Below are 19,873 nucleotides of genomic sequence, written 5' to 3'. Positions count from 1 at the left end.
GCCGAGCGTACTTGAGCGCTATTCGCACCGGCGATTACCACATCAGCTTCCGCTCGTGGTTATTTGATGTAACCGGCGTCTTGCATGATGTCGGTCATCTTCTTCTGGGATGCATTGATGGCCTGATCAACCGTCACTTGTCCGCTAATCGCACCTGAGATTTGCTGTGACGTGAAGTCGCCGATTTGCTCGAACTCCGGGATATCTACGTATTGAACACCCGTGTACGGGACCGGCTCGATCGTGGGACGCAGCGGGTCAGCGGAATTGATCGACTGGAGCGTCAAGTCGCCGAACGACGCAACGGCCTTCTTATATTCGGGAATCTGGTAAGTCGAAGTCCGCGAACCGGGCGGTACTTGGCCCCAACCGGCTTTTTCGCCTGCCAACTTGATGTATTCCTGGCTCGTGAGCCACGAGACCAGCTTCCACGCTGCCTCTCGGTTCTTACTCGTGGTAGGAATCGACAGACCCCACGCCCACAACCAGCCCGAAGCCTTTGTTGCCTTCACCGGGGCCATCGCAAAGCCGATGTTGTCCTTCAGGCCGGGACCCGCTTGATCGAGCACCGGGCCTGCAAAGACGGTGTCGTCGTACCACATTGCCGCATGACCTTGCGAGAACAACTGCAGACACTCCTGCCAGCCGTCTTTCGCCGCATCCGGTTGGCCGTGTTGGCGAATCAAGTTCACGTAGAAATTGATAGCGGCTCTCGATTCGGGTTCGGAAAGTGCGGGCTGCCACTTTTGATCGAACCAGCGGCCGCCGAATGTGTTGATTACGGTGGTGAGCGATGCGAGGTTTTGGCCCCAGCCGGGAACGCCGCGAAGACAGATGCCGGAGACACCAGCCTTCTTGTCGTCCAGCTTCGCTGCAAACTGAGCAACCTGATCCCAAGTAGGTGTCTCGGGCATTGTCAGACCAGCTTTTGCAAACAGGTCCTTCCGATAAAACATGAATGAAGACGAACCGTAAAACGGCGTCGCGAAGAGATTCCCCTTATAGGAGACCAGATTGCGGATCGGCTTCAGAAGATCCCCTTCGTTCCAGGCGGTGTCCGCCTTAGCGTACTGACTGAGGTCGACGATCCAGCCCTTCTGTGCCCACAGCGGCACTTCATACGCGCCGATCATCACCACGTCGTATTGGCCGGACTTCGTTGCGACGTCCTTCAGCACGGCGGGACGCAGCTGATTTTCCGGAAGCGTCTGAAAGCGAACCTTGATATCCGGGTATTTCTTCTCGAAGTTGCCGATAAGCTTCGCCGCGGTCTGCATTTGCGGGTTGGCGGCGAGCGCAACTGTCAGTATGGTTTCGCTGTATGCAAGCGTTGCAAATCCCAATCCAAAAGAAGCAATGAGGCTGGTTTGCACAGCGAGCAAGCGCAGTCGAGCCGAGTATTTCATTTAGTACTCCTAATTTATTGGGCGGGTACGCCGGTCTGTTCGGCGTAGTACGTTGGACCTTAGTCGTTGTTCAAAGCTGCCTGCGCGTCTACCGTCACCTTCACGACGTCACTGCGCAGCCATGACGTGTAGAAATCAAAAGGCTTGCCTTCGGCGCCCCACGAGACGGAGGTCACGAGCAGCAGCGGTGAGCCAGCTGGCACCTCTAGCAGAGCGGACAACGGCTCAGTCGCCGCTACTGCCTCGACGCCACGGCGAGCCCGGGTCACGTCGTAACCTGCCGCCCTCAGGGTGCGGTTGAGCGAGGCACCGCCGGTCAACACTTCGCTGGAGCGCAGGACGCTTTCGATTTCCAGCAACATATAGTTGACCGAGTACAGCGCCAGCTCACCGTCGAGTCGGCGCAGTCGAGCCAACTTGAAGCCACCGCTACCCGATTTGAGATCCAGCGCTTGCGCAACGTGATCCGGCAAGATGCATCGCTCAGCTTCGAGAACCTTCGTTTCCACCGAACGGTGCTGTTCAACTTCCACTTCAAAGAAGCCCTCAGCAACTTGTAACGTCCAGCCGGTTTGCGCCTGGTCCGCCACGAAAGCCCCCCGGCGCGGCACCATTTTGATCTTGCCTTGGTCCGCCAGATGTCGAAGCATCTCGCGCACCGTCGAGCGAGCCAACTCATAGTCACGGCAAAGATCGCTTTCAGAGGGCAGCCGGTCGCCGGGCGCATAGTCGCCGCGATCGATCGCTTGCTCCAGCAATTGCGAGAGCTGCAAATAGTAGGGAACCGGCGATGAGCGGTCGATTCCCGACGCAAGCGGAGTAACGGCTTTCATTTCGGTTCGTGATGTAGGTGTTGTACGTACAAGGTGGAGGCGAGTATAGGCGTCGCGAAATCGAAAAAGAAGATGGGGTTCTCACCTACTTTTGTACGTTCTGTTCGTGTGTATCATACGGTACGTCTTGTACGTACAACACGTACGTTTTCCCAACAGGGTCGCTTCTATTTGGCTTTCGCACCCACATCTTCGCTAGGGACGCTCTTATGTCTATGGAATACCGCCTTCGTCGTACGCTGCCCAGTAACCGTGTGGCGATCATCATGCCGGTCGATCACGGCCTTATTTTTGACCGCATCGAAGGCCTCGAGACGCCGTCCGCGCCGTTTGCCGCGTGGGGCGAGAGCGACGTGACCGGCTTCATGATGACGCCGGGCCAAGTACGTCAAACTGCGCGGTACTTTGCAGCTCACCCGCATCTAACGCGGGTTCTGACGATCGACACCTACTACGATTACCGGAACCTGGATGGCGGCGGCTCACACGGCCTGATCACCAGTCTCGAAGAAGCTGTTCGTATGGGCGTCGACGCCGTCAAAATGTTGTTCCCCTGGAACATGTCGCGGGCTGAACAAGTCGCCATGTGCACGCGCGTCGGGCAAGTGGTAAACGAGTGCAATCGCTGGGAGATCCCGCTCGTGCTCGAACCGGTCATCATTGGCGCGCCGCGTACCGAGGAAGTCATCGACCAGGAAGAGAAGGTCGCGCGCATTGCTTACGATTTGGGCGCGCACGTCATCAAGATTGCATTCCCCGGCGAAGAGCGCACCAAACGTCTCGTCGACGAATTAAGAGTACCGCTGGTCATCGCAGGCGGCCCGCTGGCTGGCACCCCTGCCGACACGATCGATGCGGTCGCGCAGACCATTCGTTCTGGCGCGCGCGGCGTCATCGTTGGCCGCAACATCTGGCAGCGGGAACGCGCCGAGGGCCTAAAGGTTCTGTCCGAAGTGGCCAAGTTGACCCGCGCGCAAAAGTTCAACGACTGAGCTCTGCCGCCAAAAATGCTCGAACTCGCGCAGCCTCCTGATCGAGCGCTGCGCCGGTTTCAGTTCCCTGTACGCATCACTCCCACTCGGCATCAACGTTTCCTGCGTTCTCCTTCTCGCGCCAATACATGCTCGGCGCATTCAAGAAGCCCGTTGATCAAACGTGCGCGAGGCGATGCCCTGTGCCAAAGCACACCAAAGCGCCGCGGTTCCGTCTTGCTCGGTAGTACCATCCTTGCGATGGCGAGCCCCGCTGTCAAAGGCGAGATGATGTCCGGTACGAGCGACACCCCGAGCCCACGGTCGACCATCATCGCGATGGCCATCAGCGAATTCAGTTCGAACAACTCGTGCGGAACGATTTTCGCCGCGCGGAGGTATTGATCAGCTTGCTTGCCGCCGCCGAGCGAACGGTCATAGCGAATAAATGGCTCGCGGCGCAGCAATTCGTGCGGTTCCTCATCCTTCATTCGCAAGGGCGCCAGCACGACAATCGGCTCCTCGCGCAACAGATGCCAGTCATAAGCCTTGGGGAGCGCAAATGCTGGATGAAGGCAGATCGCCACATCGAGGTCTCCGCGCTGCAGTGTCTCGTACAACTCCATCGACGTCCCTGCACGGATCAGTACCTTGGCTCGAGGAAACGCAGCCGCGAAGTTTGCAAGCACGTCAGGCAAGAGGCTTAGGAGCGCCGTGGTAATCGTGCCGATCCGCAACTCACCCGCCGCTTCGCCTTCCAGCGCGAAGGCCTTGAGTTCCGAGCACTCACGCACGAGTCCCCGCGCCTTGTCGATCACGCGATGCCCGGCTTCCGTGGGAATGACCGTGCGCCCGGCGCGCACGAAAAGCGACACGCCCAGTTCGCGCTCGAGCGCTTGAATTTGCTGGGCGACTGCCGCCGGCGTCACACCGATACGGCGCGCCGCTTCGGCCATTGAACCGCTATCGACCACGAGCAGCAGATTGGCGAGAAAATCGATGTCCATGAAGATAGTTTATCTATTATTTGAAGATAGACGTAGATAGTTCATCTAAATCCACAACAGTCTTAGACTCCTTTCCAGACATAGAAGGACTGGAGACATGAGAAGCAAGCTCTTCGTGCCGGCATCGCGTCCGGAGCTTTTTGCCAAGGCGTTCGCGAGCGCCGCCGATGCGCTGTCTTTTGATCTGGAGGATTCAGTCGCCGCCGAACGCAAGCAGCAGGCGCGCGATGCGCTTTGCGAACTGCTGCGCTCGAACGAGATTACCGGCCATACGAAAGTGCTGATCGTTCGCGTGAATGCGTTGGACACGCCGCATTTCGCCGCCGACATCGACGCCGTCGTTCAGCAAGGCCTGGAATACATCAATCTTCCGAAGCCCGAGACGGTCGATGACGTTCATGCGGCCGCATCGGCGATTGAGCGGGCGGAGCGGGCGAACGCCATCAGCCGGCCCATAAAACTGCTGCTTAACATCGAGTCGCCGAAAGCGTTTCGCCACGCAGCCGAACTGGCGAGCGCCCATCCGCGCGTGGCGGGGCTGCAACTGGGTCTCGGCGATCTGTTCGAGCCGCTCGGCGTCGGTCGCGGTGACGTGGCCGCAGTCCAGCAGGCCATGTTCGGGCTGCGTATCGCGGCGGGCGAAGCCGGCGTCTTCGCCTACGACTCCGCATTCGCCAATATCAAGGACGAAGCCGGCTTCCGCGCCGAGGCGCAACTCGCGCGATCGATGGGCTTTCTCGGCAAGAGTTGCATTCACCCGAGCCAGATCGCGCTCGCGAACGAGGTCTTTCGCCCCTGTGACGAAGACATCGCGCATGCGGTGCGTGTCGTCGAGGCGGCGCGCGACGCTGAAGCGAAGGGCATCGCCGCCTATGTGGTCGACGGCCGCATGATCGACCCTCCTTTCGTCGAACGCGCACGTGCGCTCGTCGCCCAGGCACAGCGGCTCGGCTTGCTGACGGGCGAACAGCGCCTCGCACTCGCACGCGCGCATGCCGAAATCTGCGATGCGCAAGCACGCTGACTCACTCGAACGGAAGGAGAATTTCATGCAAGCATCGGCCAATCACGCCAGTGCCGCGAGCGCGGACCCGCTCACGGGCGTGCGCGTGCTCGATCTGAGCGCTTATATCGCCGGCCCGTACGGATGCACGCTGCTCGCCGATCAGGGCGCCGACGTCATCAAAATCGAACCGCCCACGGGCGACAATCTGCGTAAATATCCGTCGACGCTCGAAGCAGAAAGCCGCGCATTCCTCGGCGTGAATCGCGGCAAGCGTGGCCTCGTGCTCGATCTCAAGCAGCCGGAGGCGCTCGCGGTGCTGATGCGCCTTGTTGAAGCCGCCGATGTGCTTGTCCACAACTTTCGCCCGAGCGTGCCCGAGCGGCTCGGTATCGCCTATGAGCAGTTGCGCGCGGTCAATCCGCGCCTGATCTATTGCGCGGTGACCGGCTACGGCGAGACCGGCCCGAACAAGGACAAGGCGGGATACGATCAGGTGCTGCAAACGATGACGGGCATGTGCACGCTGCAAGGCAAGCGCGGCGGACCGCCCGAGATACTGTACGGATCGGTGGTCGACTACTACGCTGCCGCCCTCGTCGCGGCGGGTGTGTCGTCGGCGCTCTTCGAGCGCGAGCGCAGCGGCGCAGGTCAATATGTCGGCATATCCCTCTTGCGCAGTGCGCTGGCGATGCAGTCCGCTCGAATGATCTGGGCCGAGGGCGAACCGAAGGACATCAGCCGCGACATGCGTTCAGGCGGCATCACCGGCATCCATCCGACACGCGAAGGCTATCTGTACATTTCGGCCAACACGCCGCATTTCTGGCAATCGCTCTGCGAGAAGACCGGCCTAGCATCGCTGGCGCAGAACGAACGCTATGACTCGGTACGCAAGCGCGCACTGCATTGCGACGAAATCATTCCGCAGTTGCACGCTGCACTTCAGGCGCGCACCGCGCTCGAATGGGAAGCGCACTTCGGCGACGCCGTACCCTGTGCGGCCGCGCGCAGTGTCGAAGACATGTTCGACGACCCGCAAGTGTTGGCGGAAGACATGGTGACCCGCTTCGACTATCCGGGCATCGGCAGCTATCGCGGCATCAAGCATCCGATTCGGTTTGGCACAACGCCTGGACGCGATCCGGCAGCCGCGCCCGCATTCGGCCAGCACTCCGATGCGCTCTTGCGCGAGTTCGGCTGGACGGACGACGCCATCGAGTCGCTGCGCGCGAAGCGCGCGGTGTTGTGAGGAGGTGCGCGATGCCGTTCGATCTACCCGCGCACGCGTGCGATTCACACATGCACATCTACGATCGGCGCTACCTCGGCGATCGCCCCGCCAATGGCCTCGTCGAAGGCGCGACTGTCCACGATTACCGCAAGGTGCAGGCGCGCATTGGCACGCAACGCACGGTCGTCGTCACTCCGCGCCTTTATGAGACTGACAATCGCGTGACGCTCGATGCTATCGCCCACCTCGGCATCGACCACGCGCGCGGCGTCGCTGTGTTGCGCCCCGATGTCATCATGTTCATCGCGGGCGTGATCCTGCATGGCCATCCGCTCGCCTATGCAGACGCCGTGAAGAACGCCGCCAAACAGACCGGCTCGATGATGCTTCAGTACCCGCTCTATGGCGGCATCATGGGCATGATGGACGCGACCGGTTTGCCCGACGTTATCTCGCACTTTTTCATCGCGATCTCCAACGCGCATACCCTGCCCTTCTGGAGCTACGTGTGCTCCCTGATCGTGACTTTCTTCATTCCGAGCGGTGGCGGCCACTGGGCCGTGCAGGGTCCGTTCGTCGTTCCGGCGGCCGTTGCGCTACACGCGTCCGTGCCGGCCACGACGATGGCGGTCGCGATGGGTGAACAGGTATCGAACATGATGCAGCCGTTCTGGGCCGCACCGGTCGTCGCGATGGCAGGCATCGGCGTGCAGCGCGTGCTTGGCTTCACCGTGATGACTTTTCTGCTCGGCACGGTGGTCTACGGCATGGCGCTGTTGCTGCTGGTCTGACGGACACGCATGAACAAATCGAACGGAGACAGACGTATGGAATCAGCGACGACTCAACCAACACGGGCGCACGCCCATCCGAAATCGCTGACGGAGCGCTGGTGGCGCCTGTTCGACACGCGCATCGGCGCGCTGCCCGTACCGGTGTTTCTGGCGCTACTGGCCGTGCTCGCCGCGATGACGCTAAAGGGCAAGCTCGCTTCGGACCTGCCCACCGGTATTGCGCTGGTGGCGGTCGGCGGTTTCGCATGCGCCGAACTCGCAAAACGCATTCCGTGGATTCGCCACATCGGCGCGGCATCGATTTTCGCAGCGTTCATTCCGTCGATGCTCGTCTACTACAAGCTGATGCCCGCGCCAGTCGTCAAGGCGGTCACCGACTTCACGAAGAGTTCCAATTTCCTCTATCTCTTCATCGCGGCGATCATTGTGGGCAGCGTACTCAGCATGGACCGGCAGACGTTGATTAAAGGCTTCGTGCGCATTTTCATTCCGGTTGCGAGCGGCTCCGTGGTCGCGGCCCTCGTGGGGACTGGCGTGGGCGTTGCGCTCGGCATGCAAGCAAAGCACGCGCTTTTCTTCGTCGTCGTGCCGATCATGGCGGTGTCGGCGAGGGCGCGCTTCCGCTCTCCGCGGGCTATGCGCAGATTCTGGGTGTCGAACAAGGACCGCTCTTTGCGCAGGTGCTGTCGGCCGTCATGCTCGGTAACATCGCTGCGATCTGCTGCGCGGGTCTGCTGAGCTACCTCGGCGCACGCAAGCCCAGTCTGACCGGGAATGGCCAACTCACCATCGCCGGATCGGCTGAGGACACCGCCCACGCGGCCGCGCCTTCGTTCGAATTCGATGTGAGTTCGGTCGCCGCAGCGGGTGCGACGGCGATCGCGCTCTATCTGCTCGGCGTGCTGAGCCATCAACTGTTCGACTGGCCCGCTCCGGTCGTCATGCTGGTGCTCGTGGTCGCGGCGCAGTGCTTTCAGGTGGTGTCGCCGCGCGTGCGCGGCGGGGCACGCTTCATGTATGGCTTCTTCTCGACGGCCGTCACCTATCCGCTGATGTTCGCCATCAGCGTCGCGATGACACCGTGGGGCGAAATTGTCACCGCGTTTCAGTGGATCAATATCGTGACGGCTGTGTCGACGGTGCTTGCGCTGACTGCGACCGGATTCTTCGTTGGACGCATGGTAGGGATGTATCCCGTGGAAGCGGCGATCGTGAACGCGACGCATAGCGGCCTCGGCGGCGCCGGCGATGTCGCGATCCTGACAGCCGCCAACCGTATGGAGTTGATGCCGTTCGCGCAGATCGCGACTCGCATCGGCGGAGCCGTTACCGTGATGACCGCGCTGGCTGTCTTCGCTTATTTGCGTTATGCATGAGGCGGGGCCCCCAAAGTGTCCGGCGCCGAATCGCCGATCGAACCAAAAATGGGTTGGTCAGCCGGCGGCGGGAAGAGACCCCTCGCGTCAACGCCAGCGCTGGCTCATTGCTAGCCATCGCAGCAATCATCGTCGCCATTACAATCTGGCGGTCGGTTAGCTACCCAAGATGGAGCGGCATCCCCTTGGCGATTGGCCTCGCGCTCTATATCCCGCAGTTCTTTGGAACGCAGCCGCTCCGCCTCGCTCACGGGCTGCTCGTCGGTATAGGATGCTGGTGCATTGCAGCAGGGGTGTTGAACCGGGGCACGAGGCAATGCCCTCAAGTTGCGCAATGTCAACATCGCTGACTGTATCGGCGAGATCGTCGATATGTAAGGCATGCCACTTCAGAAAGAGTCATCATGGCCGGTAGGGGCAGGCCCGGCACGTCAACTCGCCATTCCGCCCTGCCTTGCTCACTGCCGACGTCCGATGTCGCAGGCATGAAGAATCTTCGGGACGTAGTTCTGGCAGAAGGTCAGGTATGTCCGAACAATAGTCGAGGGATGGCGATGGGATGGATAAAGGAGGTGGATGGGCTGCTCGGGCAACGGAAACTGCGGCAGCAATTGCACCAGGCGCTTCTCCTGAATAGGCGCAGCCGCTAGAAAAGGCGGCAACTCAGTTACCACATCATTAGCGAGCGCACGCACGCACAAGTGATGGTAATCGTTGGTGGACAGAAGGGCCTTTGGCTCGATGATATGCCCAGCCAAGTCCCATCGTGCCTGGGCATCGACACGCGACATCCATACAGCGCACGGGAAGCGATAGAGTTCGTCGGGTAATGCCGGCACGCCGAGGCGCTCCACTAGCTTCGGGCTAGCTACTAGAACATGGCGATAGGACAAGACGTGTCGCGCCACCATAGCCTCGTGAACGATCGAGCCGACACGCAGGGCGACGTCGATGCCGTCCTCGATTAAGTCCACCCGACGTTCAGTTGAGTAGACGTGGACTTGGATGTCCGGATAGCGGCGCTGGAACGCCGCAAGCAAATCCCACCATGGCTCAAAAGACTGAGGGAACGATAGCCGTAAGCGCCCTTTCAACTGCGCCTGATCGCTTACGATGGCTTGCTCGGCCTCAAGTAGCGCCTCGATGCCACGACTAGCCTGCTCGTACAGCTTTGTTCCGGCATCAGTCAGCCTCACCCCTCGCGCCGAGCGCTCCAGCAACTGCACCATAAGCTGCCGTTCCAGCTCCCGTATCCGACGGCTCAGCGTTGGCAATGGGATTCCAAGACGGCTCGCCGCCGCCGAAAGACTACCCGCCTGGACGACGGTAACGAACATGTGAGTGGCGTTCAGGTCCATACGGCATGCCTCTCATAATTGAGAGGCCGCTTCCAATTTTTGACAATGTTAATTCATTTATGGCAACGATATCCTGTTGCCTTAAAGATCTCAATTCCAAGAATGAGGACGCGTATGCAACAGACGTGGACATGTCGAATGAGGACATTTATGGCGATAGTCACAACCATAGCGACGCTAACCGCAACAAATGGCGTGGCCGCACCTGACGAATTCGCGGGGAGCGAGAAGCTGAAGGCGCACTCCGAGGAATTTCGCAAGCGCGTCGTCGAAGTTACGGATGGCGTGTACACCGCCATCGGCTACTCCGCCAGCAACGTCACGCTGATCCGGGCCGACGGCGGGTCGATCATCGTCGATACCTCGGCCAACCCGGTCGATGCTCAAGCGATCATCAATGCCTTCGGGGATCGCATGACCAGACCTGTGCGTGCGATCATCTACACGCACAACCACCCCGACCATTCAGGCGGTGCGACGATATTCGCGGGCAATGACAAGCCCGAGATCTACAGCCACCAATTGCTGGTCTCGGCCAAACCCGACACGGGACGCGGCCGGCGCGATGGCGGCGATGTGTTCGGAACCGCTCTGCCCGACGACCAGTTCATCAATGCCGGCACCCAGCTCGAATACGGCAGGAAGACGCCGCACACGCGCGAGGGTTTTCTCCCGCCCACGAAAACCTTCGACGGCGAGCAACAAAGCCTGACGATTGCCGGCGTGCGGATGCAGCTCATTTTCACCCCCGGCGAGGCTGACGAAAACATCTCCGTCTGGCTGCCGGACCGCAAGGTACTGATCGCAGGCGACGTAATTCTGAAAACATTCCCCAACATTGCCCCCCTTCGCGGACTCCCCACGCGTCCGGCGGACAAATGGGTCGCCAGCCTAGACAAGCTGATCGCTCTGAATGCCCAATATGTCATTCCCGGCCACATGAGCACGCTAGCCGGCGCGGACAAAGTCAGGGACGCTCTCACGGCTTATCGGGACGGTATCAAGTTCGTCTATGACAAAACCATGGAAGGGATCAGCAGCGGCAAGACCCCAGATGAGTTGGTTCAGGAAGTAAAACTTCCAGCGCGGCTAGCGCAACACCCATATCTACAAGAGTATTACGGCACTGTAGCTTGGTCAGTGCGCGGCATCTATTCGCAAAATGCTGGTTGGTTCGACGGCAACCCAACGCATATCTTCCCGCTGACCGAGAAGGAACGAGCGGAAAAAGTCATTGCGCTGGCAGGTGGAAAAGAAAAAATGTTGGAAGGCGCGGAAGCATCGCTCGCTGCCGGTGAGTTTCAGTGGGCCGCCGAGCAGGCCGACTATGTTCTTGCCATCGCACCGCAGAGCAATCGGGCAACCATAATAAAGGTGCGCGCGCTTAGAGAACTGGGCGGACGTCAGATGAATGCCACGGCGCGCAATTACTATCTGACAGTAGCGCAGAGCCTAGAGAAAGGCCTGCAAGCCGGTGGCTCAAAATAAGAGCAGCCAACAGAACCAGGACGTCGTCGCTGCGTAGGTTTGTGGGCGCGATACCGTCCACCGTCACCCTCTTTCGAATGCGCTCCGCGATACCGTCCACCGTCACCCTCTTTCGAATGCGCTCCGCGATACCCTCACGACCGCGATGCGAGCCCAAAAGCCCCCTTGAATGTCGGGTGGCGGTTCGAGGCAGCCCCTGATTCAAACTCTTGCGGACACCAGCGAATCGGATTCGGATGGTCGCGATCGAGAAGAACACGCGCCTTATTCGACGGATCTGATCGACGAGAATGGTCGCAGGTTGAAGGACTTCTGCCGAAACTCCGGAAGACCACCGAAGACACGGAACTGGCACAGCAGGCGACGGTGTCGCCCGCTACCACCTCCCAAGTGTTGACCGAACTGGAGCGCTTCGACTGGCTGTTGGCGCGAGGGCAAGGCCCGAGCAAGGAGCGTCATCTTCGCGAGCCGACGGCCTTGCTGGACGCATGGGCCAAGCAGGTTGCCACTATCCGCCAGCCAAACTTGCGACGGTACTATGTGCCGGGCACGAAGGCCGAAATGCTGGCGGTGCGGATTGGTGAAGTCTTTGACATGCACGACGTCGAGTATGAAGTCAGCCACGAGGCCGCCGCGCAACGTTACCGTCGTCGATACCGTCATCTTCAACGCCTCTCAGAGAGCTACTGCTGCCTCGTCGGAGTGCCGATCATCCGCCAAGCGTCATGCTCCCGCGATTCATTGGCTAGTCTTTTATTGACAAACAACTAAAAAATGCAACACACTCCGGGTACGATGCCTTCCACTGATAAGACGCTCGAACAAGCGGTCCTGGCGCTCGCTGAGCGCCAGCCGCTGCTGCGCGCCCGCGATCTGGTCGAACAAGGGCTGCCGACCATGGTGCTCAGCCGGCTCGTTGCGGCGGGCAAGCTGGAACGCGTCGCCCGCGGCGTCTACAGCCTGCAAGGGCGCGCCCCGAGCGAGCATCGATCTCTGGCCGAGTCCGCACTGCGCGTGCCACGCGGCGTGGTGTGCCTGCTGTCGGCACTGCGCGTTCACGGCATCGGCACACAGGCCCCCTTCGAGGTCTGGATGGCGATTCCCCCACATACACCCACGCCGCGCCTAGATCAGCCGGCCCTACGCGTGGTGCGCATGTCAGGCGAAGCCCTGACCGAAGGCGTCGAGCACATGGAGATCGATGGCGTACAGGTGCCCGTATTTAACTTGGCCAAGACGGTGGCGGACTGCTTCAAGTACCGCAACAAGATCGGCCTTGACGTAGCCCTGGAAGCGCTGCGCGATGGCTGGTCGCAGCGCAGGCTCACGATGGACACGCTCTGGCACTACGCGACAGTCAACCGCGTGACCAATGTCATGCGCCCCTATCTCGAGAGCGTGACTACATGAGCCGCAACCTCGCCGCCTCCATCCGGGCCCGCCTGAAGCAGCACGTGGATGCCTCGAAGCAGGACTTCAACCTGACACTCACCCGGTACGGGCTGGAGCGGCTGCTGTACCGGCTGTCGATCTCCCAGCATGCCGCAAACTACCTGCTCAAGGGCGCCCTGCTGTTCTCCTTGTGGTACGACCAGCCGCACCGGCCCACGCGGGACGCGGATCTGCTGGGCTATGGCCCAGACGACATCGACACCGCCGTCTCGACTTTCCGCGAGATCTGCCAGATCGAAGTCGAGGACGGCATCGCGTTCGAACCGGGATCGGTCAGTGGCTACGAAATCCGCAAGGAGGCGGGCTATGGCGGCGTACGGATCGACCTGCAGGCGAAGCTGGATGGCGCGCGCATTGCGCTGCAGGTGGATATCGGTTTCGGTGATGCCGTCACGCCGGCACCTGAACCCGTCAACTACCCCGTGCTGCTCGACGATCTGCCGGCTCCACAACTGCGGGCCTATCCGAAGTACACCGTGGTGGCAGAGAAGTTTCACGCAGTGTGCCTGCTGGGCATGGCCAACACCCGCATGAAGGATTACTTCGATCTCTGGATGTTGCTGACCGAGGAGACGTTGGACCCTGCCGAACTGCATCGCGCAGTCCAAGCCACGTTCGCCCGGCGAAGGCTGGCCATCCCCGAAGCGATCCCGACGGGTCTGAGCGACGCCTTTGCGCAGGATGCCACGAAACAGAAGCAGTGGGCAGCCTTCCTGAAGAAGAACCGCCTAGAGCCTTTGGACTTTGTCCGCTACCGACGACTTTACCGTTCAATGTAGCCACCAGTATCTTGTCGGTCGGACTGAGAATCAATGTTTGCAGCTTCTCGAGTATCAGCGCGAGCGTCGCATCGTACCCAAGCTGATGCAACAACATGGCGATCGCGATGTGATCGGACGGATTCGATTCTCGTATTTGCGTGAGGGCCGGCGAATCCTCATCAGTGGTCTTCCAGATGGTTCTTTTCGTCATCGGTCATGCCTTTCTTTCTTGCGGCAGCGGATTCGTCACCGTCCATATCCATCCCTACTCCCACTCAATCGTCGCCGGCGGCTTCCCCGAGATGTCATAAACGACGCGATTGATCCCGCGCACTTCGTTGATGATCCGATTCGACACATGCCCGAGCAACTCATGCGGCAGATGCGCCCAGTGCGCCGTCATGAAATCGAGCGTCTGGACCGCCCTGAGCGCGACGACAAACTCATAAGTCCGCCCATCGCCCATCACGCCCACGCTGCGCACCGGCAAGAACACGGCGAACGCCTGACTCGTGAGGTCGTACCATGACTTGCCCGTCTCTTTGTCGATGGTGTTGCGCAGCGTCTCGATGAAGATCGCATCGGCACGCCGCAACAAATCAGCGTACTCGCGCTTCACTTCCCCGAGAATCCGCACACCGAGCCCCGGCCCCGGGAACGGATGCCGATAGACCATCTCATGCGGCAAACCGAGCTTCACGCCGAGCTCGCGCACCTCATCCTTGAACAACTCGCGCAGCGGCTCCAACAGCTTCAGGTTCAACGTCTCGGGCAGACCGCCCACGTTGTGGTGGCTCTTGATCGTATGGGCCGCCTTCTTGCCCTTGCCGGCCGATTCGATGACGTCCGGATAAATCGTCCCCTGCGCGAGCCACTTCGCATCCTTGAGCTTCCCCGCCTCGACCTGGAAGACCTCGACAAACTCCGCTCCGATGATCTTGCGCTTCTGCTCGGGATCGGTCACGCCGGCCAGCTTGGAGAGGAACGCTTCACTCGCATCGACATGAATGACGCGCACGCCAAGGTGATCGGCAAACGTCGCCATCACCTGCTCCGCTTCGTTCAAACGGAGCAAACCATGATCGACGAAGACGCAAGTCAGCTGATCGCCGATCGCACGGTGCAGAAGCGCCGCCGCGACCGACGAATCGACGCCGCCCGACAGGCCTAGGATCACATGCTCGCTGCCCACTTGCGCGCGAATCTTTTCGACGGCTTCGTCGATGTAATGCCCCATTTCCCAATCGGCCTTCGCGCCGCAGATCGACAGCACGAAGCGCTCGAGCATCGCGCGCCCTTGCACCGTATGCGTGACCTCCGGGTGCCACTGCACGCCGTAGAAATGGCGCGATTCGTCGGCAATCGCCGCGATCGGACACGACTCCGTCGACGCCATCAGCTTGAATCCCTCGGGCATCTCGGTGACCTTGTCGCCGTGGCTCATCCAGACCTTCAGCATCCCGTGCCCTTCGGGCGTACGGAAGTCCTCGATGCCTTCGAGCAGGCTCGTATGATTGCGTGCCCGCACTTCCGCATAGCCGAATTCGCGCACGTGCCCGCCGTCGACTTTGCCGCCGAGCTGCTCGGCCATCGTCTGCATTCCGTAGCAGATTCCCAGCACGGGCACGCCGAGCTCGAAAACGGCTTGCGGCGCACGCGGCGTATCCGATTCCGTAACGGAGTTCGGCCCGCCCGACAGGATCACGCCCTTCGGCGCGAACTCGCGGACGAACGCGTCGTCGACATCGTACGGATGAATCTCCGAATAGACGTGCGCTTCGCGAATGCGGCGCGCAATCAGTTGGGTGACTTGCGAGCCGAAATCGAGGATTAGGATCTTGTCATGCATGGCGGGCGCGTTACTCAAATGGGCAAATGGAATTCAATTCATTGGCCGCCATCACGGCGACCGAACATAAACAAATTGCGCCTTCCCGCCGGAAGCTCTTTCGGCTGAAAGGCGCAACGTCCGATGGCGCGCGGCGTGCGTCATCGAAGAGTGCGAGGCAGAAACATCGATCAATCGAGAAACCCACGCGCCGCGACGCTCTCATCGGCCGTCGTGGCCGTCGTCAATCGATGTGGTAATTCGGCGCTTCTTTCGTGATCTGCACATCGTGAACATGCGATTCGCGCATGCCGGCCGCCGTGATTTCGACGAACTGCGCCTTCTCATGCATCTCTGCGATCGTCTTGCAGCCGCAGTAGCCCATGCTCGCGCGCACACCGCCGATGAGCTGGAACAGGATCGCGTTGACCGAGCCTTTGTAAGCCACGCGGCCCTCGATGCCTTCGGGCACGAGCTTGTCGATATTCGCCGAGTTGTCCTGGAAGTAACGGTCCGCGGCGCCATCCTTCATCGCGCCCACCGAGCCCATGCCGCGATACGACTTGTACTGCCGGCCCTGATAAAGGAACACGTCGCCGGGCGCCTCTTCGGTGCCTGCGAGCATGCTGCCCATCATCACTGCGTCCGCGCCGGCCGCGATCGCCTTCGAGACGTCGCCCGAATAGCGCACGCCGCCGTCGCCGATGACGGGCACGCCCGATCCCTTCAGCGCTTCGGAGACGTTCGCGATCGCCGTGATTTGCGGCACCCCGACACCCGCCACGATCCGCGTCGTGCAAATCGAGCCGGGCCCGATGCCGACCTTCACGCCGTCCGCCCCGTATTCGACGAGCGCGCGCGCGGCATCCGCCGTGGCGATGTTGCCGCCGATGACTTCCACGTGCGGGAAGTTCTTCTTGACCCAGCGCACACGCTCGAGCACGCCTTTGCTGTGGCCATGAGCGGTATCAACGACGATCACGTCGACGCCCGCCGCCGCGAGCAGCGTCACGCGCTCTTCGTTATCGGGACCGACGCCGACGGCCGCGCCGACGCGCAGCTTGCCGTGCTCGTCCTTGCAGGCGGCCGGGTGCTCGGTCTGCTTCGTGATGTCCTTGACGGTCATAAGCCCGCGCAGCTCGAAGGCGTCGTTCACGACGAGCACGCGCTCGAGGCGGTGGCTATGCATGAGCGCCTTCGCATCGGCGAGCGAAGTGCCCTCCTTGACCGTCACGAGCCGATCCCGCGGCGTCATGATGCTGCGCACGGGCTCGTCGAGCCTCGTTTCGAAGCGCAGGTCACGATTCGTCACGATCCCGACCAGTTTCGGGCCCTCGACGACCGGGAAGCCGGAAATGCCATGCTGCTGCGACAGCGCGATGACGTCGCTCACCTTCATTTCGGGCGGGATCGTGATCGGATCGCGAACGACACCCGATTCGAAGCGCTTAACCTTCGCCACTTCACGTGCCTGCTCGGCGGCGGTCAGGTTCTTGTGAATGATGCCGACGCCGCCCTGTTGCGCCATCGCGATCGCCAGGCGCCCCTCGGTGACCGTATCCATCGCGGCGGATACGAGCGGGATATTCAGGGAGATATTGCGGGTCAACCGGGTCTTGAGGCTGGTGTCGCGCGGCAAAACCTCGGAGAAGGCCGGGACGAGGAGCACGTCATCGAACGTGAGTGCTTTCTGGATCAGACGCATGGCAAATCCTATAGGCGCAAAACCGAATTATACGCGATACCTCCCTGGTTTTTCACTGTGCGAACAGCAAGTTAGCGATTTTTGCGGCCGATTCGCGCCCTCGCTTTCGGTTCTTCGTTCGGTCGATGTTCGTTCGTTTTTCGGAGCGCGAGGCCGCGCAACTGGAAAGAACGAAGGGCCGCGATTGCAGAATCGAACAAGACATCGGCGATCCGAACCGCCTAGACTGCGAGCCGGTCCATACGAGAAACGGGGAAGCGACAATGCGACGCGGGGTGATGTACGGCATGATGGCGGGAGCGCTCTGGGGCACGGTCTTTCTCGTGCCGCGGCTCCTGGCCGATTTCTCCCCGGCCCTGCTCGCCGCGGCGCGCTGCATGATGTACGGGGTGGTCTCGCTGGCCGCCGCGGTGCCGATTGCCCGACGCGTCGCTCCGAAGCTTGCGCGTGCCGACCTCGTGGCGCTCGCTCGCCTCGCCTTGGTCGGCAATCTCGTCTACTACGTGTTCCTGACTGCCGCCGTGCATCATGTCGGCATCGGGCCCACGTCGCTGATCGTCGGTGTGTTGCCCGTCACCGTGACGCTCGCGGGCCGGCGCGATCACGGTGCCGTACCGCTCGGCCGCCTGATTTGGCCGCTCGCGCTCGTCATGGCCGGTATCGTCTGCATGAATGTGGACGTCTTCGCAAACGCCCCGGCGCCGCCGCCGGACGCCGAATCGGTGCCCGGCAAGCTCCTTGGCCTCGTCTGCGCGCTCGGTGCACTCGCGAGCTGGACGTGGTTCGCCGTGGAGAATGCGCGCACGCTGCGGCGTCTCAATGCGCACGAGACGAAGTTCGACAGCAACGAATGGTCCGTCCTGCTCGGCATCCTGACGGGGCTCTTCGGCGCGATGCTGTGGCTCCCCGCTTCCGCGCTGACCGACGGGCCGGGCGGCATCGCGAAGGCGAGCGCGATAGCAGCGGCCGGCGCGGGCGACGCCCGCTGGCAGATCTTCTGGGTATTGAATCTGGGGCTCGCCGTCGGCGCTTCATGGCTCGGCAACGGCCTCTGGAATGCCGCCGCGACGCGGCTGCCGCTGACGCTTTCGGGTCAGATGATCGTCTTCGAAACGCTGTTCGCCCTGCTTTATGGCTTCATTTACGATGGTCGCCTGCCGAGACCGCTCGAAGCGGCCGCGATCTTGCTCCTGCTCGCGGGCGTCGTCTGGGCGGTGCGCCGGCACAGCGGAGAGCGAGCGGGAAAGCGTCCAAAGCAGGACGCTACCGTGCTGGAGGCGCATCAGGCGCACGAAGCCTCGGCCCGTTCCCGGGATGAGGCGCGCAGCCCTTCAGCGTGAATCCTTGGGCAGCCACTTGCGCCCTTCGATCGATCCTTCACGGCGCGTCTTGTCGACGCGCCGCTGCCGCGCGACCTTCGGGTCGACGATGAGCGCGCGATAGATCTCGACGCGGTCATGATCGACAAGCGGCGCATCGAGCGGCTTCAGCTTGCCGTAGATGCCGACCTTCGCCGTCGCTAGATCGATCTCGGGATGGCGCTCGACGATGCGGCTGGCCTCGAGAGCGTCCCGCACGGTCGAGCCGGCGGGCACATGCACTTGGATCAGCGTCTGCGCCTTCGCGAGCGCGTAACAGACCTCGACTCTCAACTCCGTACTCATGACTTTCCGTAGCGCTGATTGGCGCGCTTCACGAACGATTCGACGAAAGTATTCGCGATGTGATGGAAAACCGGCCCGATGAGCTTCTCGAGGATGACGCTCGCAAACTCATAGTGGAGCGCGAATTCGATCTTGCAGGCGTCGGTGCGCAGCGGCGTGAAGCGCCAGTAGCCCGTGAACTTGCGAAACGGGCCGTCGGTGAACTCCATGTCGATGCGAGTCGGCCGCTGCTGGGTATTGTGCGTGGCAAAGTGCTGCTTGATGCCCTTGAAATTGATGTCGATCCGCGCCTCCATGCTGTGCTCGTCCTGGTGCCGGATCTGCACGCCTCCGCACCACGGCAGGAAGTTCGGATAGTCGTTCACGTCCGTGACGAGGTCGAACATCTCCTCAGCCGAATGACGGATCAATACGGTTTTTTGGACATCTGCCATAAAATTGCACCGCGCGAGGCGAAAGTGAGTCGGCGCTACGGCCTCTCGAGGCACCGCTTTGCTAAAATTGCGATTTTAAACGAGTTCGCCGCCGGTCATTCATGAGCATCATCGACAACAGAAAAGCCTTCTTCGATTACTTCATCGAAGAACGCTACGAGGCAGGGCTCGTGCTCGAGGGATGGGAGGTCAAGGCGCTGCGCGCCGGCCGCGCCCAGATCAAGGAGGGCTACGTGGTGGTGAAGGACGCCGAGCTCTTTCTGATCGGCGCGCACATCAGTCCGCTGCCCGAAGCGTCGACGCACGTGAACCCCGATCCCGTGCGCACGCGCAAGCTGCTTTTGCACGCCGACGAGATCAAAAAGCTCATCGGCAAGGTCGAGCAGCGTGGCTATACGCTCGTGCCCCTCAACTTTCACTACAAGGGGGGCCGCGTCAAATGCGAAATCGGTCTCGCCAAGGGCAAGAAGCTGCACGACAAGCGCGAAACCGAGAAGAAGCGCGATTGGGAGCGCGAAAAAGCGCGGCTGATGCGCACGGCCGGCTGACGAAGGGGCGC

18 protein-coding genes and 1 pseudogene are annotated in these 19,873 nt (G+C 61.2%); 11 read left to right on the top strand and 8 right to left on the bottom strand.

Features of this window, described 5'->3' with window-relative positions:
- Positions 1 to 59: 59 nt before the first annotated feature.
- Together AB4Y31_RS06490 and AB4Y31_RS06485 are read right to left on the bottom strand one after the other, a co-directional pair.
- Positions 60 to 1,406 (bottom strand): sugar ABC transporter substrate-binding protein, encoded by a 1,347-nt coding sequence (locus tag AB4Y31_RS06490; RefSeq protein ID WP_368673175.1) that lies wholly within the window; start codon positions 1,404 to 1,406, stop codon positions 60 to 62.
- A 59-nt stretch (positions 1,407 to 1,465) separates the two neighbouring features.
- Positions 1,466 to 2,239, bottom strand: coding sequence for a GntR family transcriptional regulator (locus AB4Y31_RS06485; RefSeq protein ID WP_368673174.1), 774 nt, complete (start codon positions 2,237 to 2,239; stop codon positions 1,466 to 1,468).
- 209 nt (positions 2,240 to 2,448) lie between these two features.
- Between AB4Y31_RS06485 and AB4Y31_RS06480 the strand changes: the two genes are divergently transcribed.
- Complete coding sequence (locus AB4Y31_RS06480) at positions 2,449 to 3,231, top strand: class I fructose-bisphosphate aldolase (RefSeq protein WP_368673173.1); 783 nt, start codon at positions 2,449 to 2,451, stop codon at positions 3,229 to 3,231.
- 92 nt (positions 3,232 to 3,323) lie between these two features.
- Here the strand turns inward: AB4Y31_RS06480 and AB4Y31_RS06475 are convergent, their stop codons facing one another.
- Positions 3,324 to 4,217, bottom strand: a complete 894-nt coding sequence (locus tag AB4Y31_RS06475; RefSeq protein ID WP_368673172.1) for a LysR family transcriptional regulator — start codon at positions 4,215 to 4,217, stop codon at positions 3,324 to 3,326.
- A 97-nt stretch (positions 4,218 to 4,314) separates the two neighbouring features.
- Here AB4Y31_RS06475 and AB4Y31_RS06470 point away from each other — a divergent pair, with 97 nt between their 5' ends.
- From AB4Y31_RS06470 to AB4Y31_RS06455, 4 genes and pseudogenes are all read left to right on the top strand, one after another.
- The gene (locus AB4Y31_RS06470) at positions 4,315 to 5,241 is read left to right on the top strand and encodes a CoA ester lyase (RefSeq protein ID WP_368673171.1); all 927 of its coding nucleotides are present in this window, start codon (positions 4,315 to 4,317) and stop codon (positions 5,239 to 5,241) included.
- 25 nt (positions 5,242 to 5,266) lie between these two features.
- On the top strand, positions 5,267 to 6,472 hold the full coding sequence (locus AB4Y31_RS06465; RefSeq protein WP_368673170.1) for a CaiB/BaiF CoA transferase family protein: 1,206 nt from the start codon (positions 5,267 to 5,269) through the stop codon (positions 6,470 to 6,472).
- Positions 6,473 to 6,483: 11 nt separating this feature from the next.
- Complete coding sequence (locus AB4Y31_RS06460) at positions 6,484 to 7,245, top strand: TIGR00366 family protein (protein WP_368673169.1); 762 nt, start codon at positions 6,484 to 6,486, stop codon at positions 7,243 to 7,245.
- A gap of 9 nt (positions 7,246 to 7,254) precedes the next feature.
- Positions 7,255 to 8,624 (top strand): annotated as a pseudogene (locus tag AB4Y31_RS06455) (2-hydroxycarboxylate transporter family protein).
- A 458-nt stretch (positions 8,625 to 9,082) separates the two neighbouring features.
- On the opposite strand, the gene AB4Y31_RS06450 reads toward AB4Y31_RS06455, so the two are convergent.
- Positions 9,083 to 9,982 (bottom strand): LysR family transcriptional regulator, encoded by a 900-nt coding sequence (locus AB4Y31_RS06450; protein ID WP_368673168.1) that lies wholly within the window; start codon positions 9,980 to 9,982, stop codon positions 9,083 to 9,085.
- Positions 9,983 to 10,132: 150 nt separating this feature from the next.
- Here AB4Y31_RS06450 and AB4Y31_RS06445 point away from each other — a divergent pair, with 150 nt between their 5' ends.
- The 4 genes from AB4Y31_RS06445 (at position 10,133) to AB4Y31_RS06430 (ending at position 13,701) form a co-directional block, all read left to right on the top strand.
- On the top strand, positions 10,133 to 11,470 hold the full coding sequence (locus AB4Y31_RS06445; protein WP_368673167.1) for an alkyl sulfatase dimerization domain-containing protein: 1,338 nt from the start codon (positions 10,133 to 10,135) through the stop codon (positions 11,468 to 11,470).
- 390 nt (positions 11,471 to 11,860) lie between these two features.
- Positions 11,861 to 12,241 (top strand): hypothetical protein, encoded by a 381-nt coding sequence (locus tag AB4Y31_RS06440; RefSeq protein ID WP_258187721.1) that lies wholly within the window; start codon positions 11,861 to 11,863, stop codon positions 12,239 to 12,241.
- 3 nt (positions 12,242 to 12,244) lie between these two features.
- Complete coding sequence (locus tag AB4Y31_RS06435; RefSeq protein ID WP_258187720.1) at positions 12,245 to 12,880, top strand: type IV toxin-antitoxin system AbiEi family antitoxin domain-containing protein; 636 nt, start codon at positions 12,245 to 12,247, stop codon at positions 12,878 to 12,880.
- Positions 12,877 to 13,701, top strand: a complete 825-nt coding sequence (locus tag AB4Y31_RS06430; protein ID WP_368673166.1) for a nucleotidyl transferase AbiEii/AbiGii toxin family protein — start codon at positions 12,877 to 12,879, stop codon at positions 13,699 to 13,701. Before AB4Y31_RS06435 ends, AB4Y31_RS06430 begins: the two co-directional genes overlap by 4 nt.
- A gap of 247 nt (positions 13,702 to 13,948) precedes the next feature.
- Here AB4Y31_RS06430 and guaA read toward each other — a convergent pair whose 3' ends face one another.
- Both guaA and guaB read right to left on the bottom strand, forming a co-directional pair.
- Positions 13,949 to 15,532 carry a glutamine-hydrolyzing GMP synthase gene (gene guaA / locus AB4Y31_RS06425; protein ID WP_368673165.1) on the bottom strand — a complete coding sequence of 528 codons (1,584 nt, stop codon included), beginning with the start codon at positions 15,530 to 15,532 and terminating at the stop codon, positions 13,949 to 13,951.
- Between the two features lie 223 nt (positions 15,533 to 15,755).
- The gene (gene guaB, locus AB4Y31_RS06420; protein WP_107151695.1) at positions 15,756 to 17,216 is read right to left on the bottom strand and encodes an IMP dehydrogenase; all 1,461 of its coding nucleotides are present in this window, start codon (positions 17,214 to 17,216) and stop codon (positions 15,756 to 15,758) included.
- Between the two features lie 263 nt (positions 17,217 to 17,479).
- Here guaB and AB4Y31_RS06415 point away from each other — a divergent pair, with 263 nt between their 5' ends.
- Positions 17,480 to 18,556, top strand: coding sequence for a DMT family transporter (locus tag AB4Y31_RS06415; protein WP_368673164.1), 1,077 nt, complete (start codon positions 17,480 to 17,482; stop codon positions 18,554 to 18,556).
- Here AB4Y31_RS06415 and AB4Y31_RS06410 read toward each other — a convergent pair.
- Positions 18,548 to 18,880 (bottom strand): RnfH family protein, encoded by a 333-nt coding sequence (locus AB4Y31_RS06410; RefSeq protein WP_368673163.1) that lies wholly within the window; start codon positions 18,878 to 18,880, stop codon positions 18,548 to 18,550. The genes AB4Y31_RS06415 and AB4Y31_RS06410 overlap by 9 nt on opposite strands.
- Positions 18,877 to 19,314, bottom strand: coding sequence for a type II toxin-antitoxin system RatA family toxin (locus AB4Y31_RS06405; RefSeq protein WP_018444219.1), 438 nt, complete (start codon positions 19,312 to 19,314; stop codon positions 18,877 to 18,879). Before AB4Y31_RS06405 ends, AB4Y31_RS06410 begins: the two co-directional genes overlap by 4 nt.
- 101 nt (positions 19,315 to 19,415) lie before the next feature.
- Here AB4Y31_RS06405 and smpB point away from each other — a divergent pair, with 101 nt between their 5' ends.
- Positions 19,416 to 19,862 carry an SsrA-binding protein SmpB gene (smpB, locus tag AB4Y31_RS06400; RefSeq protein WP_018444218.1) on the top strand — a complete coding sequence of 149 codons (447 nt, stop codon included), beginning with the start codon at positions 19,416 to 19,418 and terminating at the stop codon, positions 19,860 to 19,862.
- Positions 19,863 to 19,873 lie beyond the last annotated feature (11 nt).

Origin of the sequence: Trinickia sp. EG282A (assembly GCF_040965455.1) — a bacterium.
Lineage (GTDB): Bacteria > Pseudomonadota > Gammaproteobacteria > Burkholderiales > Burkholderiaceae > Trinickia > Trinickia symbiotica.
Note: the sequence above shows the minus strand (reverse complement) of the source record. Positions and strands in the feature narration are given on the sequence as shown.

What these genes read in the sequence shown, in the direction of transcription:
- AB4Y31_RS06490 (WP_368673175.1), bottom strand. Translation starts at nt 1,406, where the DNA reads ATGAAATACTCGGCTCGACTGCGCTTGCTCGCTGTGCAAACCAGCCTC.
- AB4Y31_RS06485 (WP_368673174.1), bottom strand. Translation starts at nt 2,239, where the DNA reads ATGAAAGCCGTTACTCCGCTTGCGTCGGGAATCGACCGCTCATCGCCG.
- AB4Y31_RS06480 (WP_368673173.1), top strand. Translation starts at nt 2,449, where the DNA reads ATGTCTATGGAATACCGCCTTCGTCGTACGCTGCCCAGTAACCGTGTG.
- AB4Y31_RS06475 (WP_368673172.1), bottom strand. Translation starts at nt 4,217, where the DNA reads ATGGACATCGATTTTCTCGCCAATCTGCTGCTCGTGGTCGATAGCGGT.
- AB4Y31_RS06470 (WP_368673171.1), top strand. Translation starts at nt 4,315, where the DNA reads ATGAGAAGCAAGCTCTTCGTGCCGGCATCGCGTCCGGAGCTTTTTGCC.
- AB4Y31_RS06465 (WP_368673170.1), top strand. Translation starts at nt 5,267, where the DNA reads ATGCAAGCATCGGCCAATCACGCCAGTGCCGCGAGCGCGGACCCGCTC.
- AB4Y31_RS06460 (WP_368673169.1), top strand. Translation starts at nt 6,484, where the DNA reads ATGCCGTTCGATCTACCCGCGCACGCGTGCGATTCACACATGCACATC.
- AB4Y31_RS06450 (WP_368673168.1), bottom strand. Translation starts at nt 9,982, where the DNA reads ATGGACCTGAACGCCACTCACATGTTCGTTACCGTCGTCCAGGCGGGT.
- AB4Y31_RS06445 (WP_368673167.1), top strand. Translation starts at nt 10,133, where the DNA reads ATGGCGATAGTCACAACCATAGCGACGCTAACCGCAACAAATGGCGTG.
- AB4Y31_RS06435 (WP_258187720.1), top strand. Translation starts at nt 12,245, where the DNA reads ATGCAACACACTCCGGGTACGATGCCTTCCACTGATAAGACGCTCGAA.
- AB4Y31_RS06430 (WP_368673166.1), top strand. Translation starts at nt 12,877, where the DNA reads ATGAGCCGCAACCTCGCCGCCTCCATCCGGGCCCGCCTGAAGCAGCAC.
- guaA (WP_368673165.1), bottom strand. Translation starts at nt 15,532, where the DNA reads ATGCATGACAAGATCCTAATCCTCGATTTCGGCTCGCAAGTCACCCAA.
- guaB (WP_107151695.1), bottom strand. Translation starts at nt 17,216, where the DNA reads ATGCGTCTGATCCAGAAAGCACTCACGTTCGATGACGTGCTCCTCGTC.
- AB4Y31_RS06415 (WP_368673164.1), top strand. Translation starts at nt 17,480, where the DNA reads ATGCGACGCGGGGTGATGTACGGCATGATGGCGGGAGCGCTCTGGGGC.
- AB4Y31_RS06410 (WP_368673163.1), bottom strand. Translation starts at nt 18,880, where the DNA reads ATGAGTACGGAGTTGAGAGTCGAGGTCTGTTACGCGCTCGCGAAGGCG.
- AB4Y31_RS06405 (WP_018444219.1), bottom strand. Translation starts at nt 19,314, where the DNA reads ATGGCAGATGTCCAAAAAACCGTATTGATCCGTCATTCGGCTGAGGAG.
- smpB (WP_018444218.1), top strand. Translation starts at nt 19,416, where the DNA reads ATGAGCATCATCGACAACAGAAAAGCCTTCTTCGATTACTTCATCGAA.